Genomic DNA, 4,464 nt, shown 5'->3' with positions numbered 1-4,464 from the left:
GTGACACGGTCTGTCGTACTGAGGTGGCGGTAGTGATTGTTCATGGCAACACCATACTCGATTAGAGGGTGTTGCACTTAGTTATTGAGGCCGCGCAGTCCTGCGTGATGACTGCGATATCGGCGCACATGAAATAAGTGAAGAGTTGTCGACTTACCCAATTAGCACGGTCTCTCTTGTCTACATGTTCAGTGTTCTTGAGGTTTATGGTGATGAGGTGACATCGATAGTTAATCCCAGCTTCGTCAAGGATAGAAGTGCTTGGCATAGAAAGGTATTTCTTCCGAAAGGAGACCCTGATTATTCTGATGTTGAAAAAGTGCGAAATGGTTTTGCCGAGCCTTTTAAAGCGAATCCAAAAGATATAGAGTTTAGTATTGCTGCAGCTTTGGCTCAGCTAAAAAATTCTAGAAATTTGATAGTCCACAAAGGTAGTTCAGGTTTTGAATTTGATTTAGCACTGTCTTCAATTGTCGCTATCATCTGTCATATCAATTACTTGGTGTCAAGTGATAAAAGTGCTATAAAAGTCTACCCATGGGAGGATTATGAAGATGTATTTGCATAGTTTCACCCTCCCTAACAAAGCCATTAATTTGACCGTGGACTTCCCCCAGTTCAGTGGACACGCATCGATAACTCCGCAGGAGGAGAAAAGCGATGCCGGACTTCTTATCGTTCGGAGATCTTGTCGTTCCATTTTACCTATTTGCCTTGATCGGGCACTTCTCGTCTAGGTGGTACAACCTTCGGAAAAAGCGAGAATGGGAACGCACTGCTGGTGAAAGTGTTCCTCTTTATTTGGCGTCCTTGATTTTCGTCTCGGCCATTTTCGGGGCAACTGGATCAGCGGTAGCAACCATGTGTGTATTCGGGTTTTTCATGGGGGCAGCGACTGGTCTGTTATCCGCAACAGACGAATGGTTAGAAAAAATCAGAAGTCAACGCGACGAGTCTATTCAAGCGCTGAAATCTGAGCAGAGCGATAAACCTCGTGAATAGAGCTCTTAACAAGGGGCTGTTGTCGGACGGTTTTTTCGTCGCTTCGCTCCTTCAAAACAGCCGCAAAGCACGGCGTTAAAGGAGACATTGTGCAGTATCAGGTAATTAGACGTGATCTGACTGAAACTACCAGAAAGTGTGATTTCTGTCCGCAGCCCTTAACTTCTCTTAAAGCTTATGTTTTAAAACACTTGGAGACAGGAGAGTTATCATACGCAGGGCCGACGTGCGCAAAGAATAGTGCTGGGGAAGGATCGTTATCTGGGATTCCCGATTTAACCAAATTTACTTTCCCAAAAAATGATCGAGAAGGGGGAGGGCCCGGCGGCGGAGGTGGTGCGTCTGAGGACAACCCAGAGAAAAGAGCGATTGAGTACTTGATGCTAAGAGAATATAAACTTATAGACGAACTCAACTGCTCATATTCAGTATTGAAAAAATACTATGAGAAGCACAATAATCAGGGGCTTTCAGAAGGTGACATTCGACATATAAATAATATTGCAGCTAAAGCTCCCGAAAACCTAAGTCCAGCAACGCTACAAAGAATATACAATTATTTATTTTGGATTGATGTGGCTATAGACAAGCTACCGGCAGAAAAAACTGAGTTTCTAACTGGCGTCAGAAGCACCATCGTCTCGAAAGGTAAAATTTATGAGAGGCAAACATCATCTATAAATAAGTGCCTTGAAAACATCGATGGCGTACCACAGTTAAAATAGTGCATGACAAATTGCTGCACGCGGATAAATTACTCGCTGCGCTCGCAATTTACCGGTGAGCAAAGCGTTAAGTGATTCCTATGGAGATTTGGTATTTCGAAACTTCAGCCGTCAATTTCTTCATGGACGGGCGTTCTGTCGAGTCTGCGCTGGCAACAAAGCAGCTTCAACTGAATAAGGGTCGTGACTGGAGGATATCGCCCGTCACGCTCTGGGAAATCTTAATGACGTCTGACGAACGTCGAAGAGAAGAAATAATTTATTTTTGCCAACACCTTTTTGGTCGGGAGCTTTTGCCTTCTCCATCTGAGCTGATTGTTTCCTACATCGAACAAGGGATGCCGATGGTGGAAAAGCCAAGGAAATTACTTTCTCAAAGTAACATAGCCAACGTGTGGAGGGGCTTAGTAGATGACCGGAATCGAACATTTGTTCTGGATCACGAGGATCTGAGAAGGCGGGCAAAACTGATTCAGTCATTCACTAAAGAAATACACAATCTGATCAAATTTGGAGACGTGATTCTATCCGCGGATAAAAGCTATGCTGGTTTCGATGCTTCTCTGAGCAGCATGGTGAGAGAGATACCATTTATAAAGGATGGGGAGCCGACGACCGAGGAGCTTCGGCTACAGTACAAAGTATCGCTATACTACATACTCACCATTCTTTGTGCTGAGGCTGAATTTGAGAATGGGCCGATCAAAAAATTCTGGGAAAATCTTGGAATACATTCCACTCTGGACAGAGCTTGGTATGTCATCAAAGAACTTCCAGCCCTAATACATCGTGGCCCTTTTATAATTATGTCCTGTATGACAATTTCGCAGGCGAGAGGCAAGTATCCTCGCGGTGTTTGGTTCGATAGCCTCCATTCTATGTACGTTACCTATGCAGCTAAAATTTTTACCAGCGACGGGCATTTTCAAGGGCTAAGAGATGTTATTCCGGCACCAATTTTGAGGGAGAGGATCCATTACATGGATGAAGTCGAGATGTCAAATCATCCAATGAATCAGTTTGGTGTCAGAAACACTTAATACGCTGTTAAGCTTTAGGGTGGAAATTTAAATTGATCGAAGAAGATTATAAAATAGGCTGGCGCCAGCATTTCCCGACTTATCACTTCAATGATCGCGATATTGCCCTCGCAGAATATGGAGTTGCGGCTAAAAACCTAGAGTCGGAGGAGCGTGTTTTTCTTAACGCCTCAAATGTTTCTCTCGTTTCTTCCGCAGCTTTGGGCTCGTTGTTAGTTGGCTCATCCGATCGGCTGGCATCGGTTTTTGAGGATATATTGCCTCCCTATATCATTTCTATTGTTTTGCTGTCAATAATATTGGCATTTTCGTTTGTGACGCTTAAATATTTCTCCGATCGACAAAGGTCCATAGTTTTTTCAGGTAGAAAAGTTATCATTTTGAGGCGAATGCTTGGTCTGAGTTATGGAAGGGTTCAGTTGTTATTGCCAAACTGGAGAGTTGAGGGCGCCGATCAACCATTGGCAGTCCGTTTGTTCCCAGGTTGGTTTACGTATGCAGCTTACCCTTTTTGGATTGTCTCAATAATTTCAACCTCGGTGATATTGTTTCTGATCGCCTATATGGTGAAACAGAATCAAGATATTTTTGAGGTAAGTTCCGCCGGATTACTTATCGCTTGCATTTCTGTTGCTTGGTTTTTCTCTACCATGCTGATCTATAGGGTTTCTCTGCTAGATGTTCATGAGACGACTAGGCTTATCTTTTATAGACGCTTGTCTAGACTTATTGGGCTCCCTCTCGTTGAAAATATCGAATATATAATTTACAGGGCCAAGCTTTCTTTCTATGAAACTGACAGGCTTAAAATAGACACTGACAACATTAAAAGATTTCTTGTTTTTGTAGAAGACAAAAGGTTCTACAGTCATTCTGGAATTGATTACAAATCTATTTTTAGAAGTATCCTTGGGTTGATCAAGGTAAAGCCTAGATCCGGCGGTTCAACTATTCCCCAGCAGGTAGTGAGAACGCTATTTATTACAGATTTAGGAAAAACCTATCGAAGAAAGTTTATAGAGCTTTCTTTGGCTCCATGGCTCACAAACGTTTTTTCTAAGGATATTATATTAGAAATATACATTTCCGCGGTTCGCTTTGAGCGCGGTTGCTTTGGTGTTGTCGAGGCGATGGAGCACTTCTGGGGTAAGGTAGAAAAAAAACCTTCAAACGCTCAAGCCTTTTTCCTTGTCGAAAGGGTTAGCAACGTTCGCTCTAGATTGTTAGTAAATAAAATCATTGAGACTGCTAAGTCTGCAAAAGATAAAGGCTTGATGAATAACTCAGATTTACGAGCCTTGACTTTGCTTTATGAGAATGCGGTTCGCGATCGAAAGATTATTGCTTCTAGTAATGAAGTGAAGAAACTACGAACCCTGTGGGGTGTTTAACAAGTGGCTGTGGTGTCAATTCAATAAATTGAGCCATTTCACCCCGCCATGGTTCCTTGTTTTTGATCATGATATTGAGCACCACAATCTTCTTTCTCATGCAGGCGATGAGGGCGGCTTTGCGGATCATTCCTGCGCCTTCAGACGTTCGTAAAAGCACAGTAGGACGCGGAGGACTCCCGCCGTAGAGCATAAAGTCTGAACCCCCTAGCCCGGATTTCTCATGAGGAGGCGGCGTAAGGAAGGAAGAAGCGGCTGAAAGTGTTATGATTTCAAGCTCCTACACAAAAAACCAACACTAACAGC

At 43.2% G+C, this 4,464-nt stretch carries 5 protein-coding genes; all 5 read left to right on the top strand.

Translation table 11 applies throughout. The features are described from left to right. The first annotated feature begins 184 nt into the window (after positions 1-184). The 5 genes from BY454_RS16820 to BY454_RS16330 all read left to right on the top strand — a co-directional run bounded on the left by BY454_RS16820 (position 185) and on the right by BY454_RS16330 (position 4,158). The gene (locus BY454_RS16820) at positions 185-568 is read left to right on the top strand and encodes a hypothetical protein (protein WP_146082735.1); all 384 of its coding nucleotides are present in this window, start codon (positions 185-187) and stop codon (positions 566-568) included. A gap of 92 nt (positions 569-660) precedes the next feature. Continuing rightward, positions 661-1,002, top strand: coding sequence for a hypothetical protein (locus tag BY454_RS16340; protein ID WP_104417626.1), 342 nt, complete (start codon positions 661-663; stop codon positions 1,000-1,002). Between the two features lie 89 nt (positions 1,003-1,091). Beyond that, positions 1,092-1,727, top strand: coding sequence for a hypothetical protein (locus BY454_RS16815; RefSeq protein WP_146082734.1), 636 nt, complete (start codon positions 1,092-1,094; stop codon positions 1,725-1,727). A 224-nt stretch (positions 1,728-1,951) separates the two neighbouring features. After that, positions 1,952-2,767, top strand: a complete 816-nt coding sequence (locus BY454_RS16335) for a hypothetical protein (protein ID WP_146082733.1) — start codon at positions 1,952-1,954, stop codon at positions 2,765-2,767. A gap of 32 nt (positions 2,768-2,799) precedes the next feature. Beyond that, positions 2,800-4,158, top strand: coding sequence for a biosynthetic peptidoglycan transglycosylase (locus BY454_RS16330; RefSeq protein ID WP_258075684.1), 1,359 nt, complete (start codon positions 2,800-2,802; stop codon positions 4,156-4,158). Positions 4,159-4,464: the final 306 nt, after the last annotated feature.

Source organism: Marinobacter persicus (assembly GCF_002934325.1).
Taxonomy (GTDB): Bacteria; Pseudomonadota; Gammaproteobacteria; order Pseudomonadales; family Oleiphilaceae; genus Marinobacter; species Marinobacter persicus_A.
This window is presented reverse-complemented; position numbering and strand designations above follow the sequence as displayed.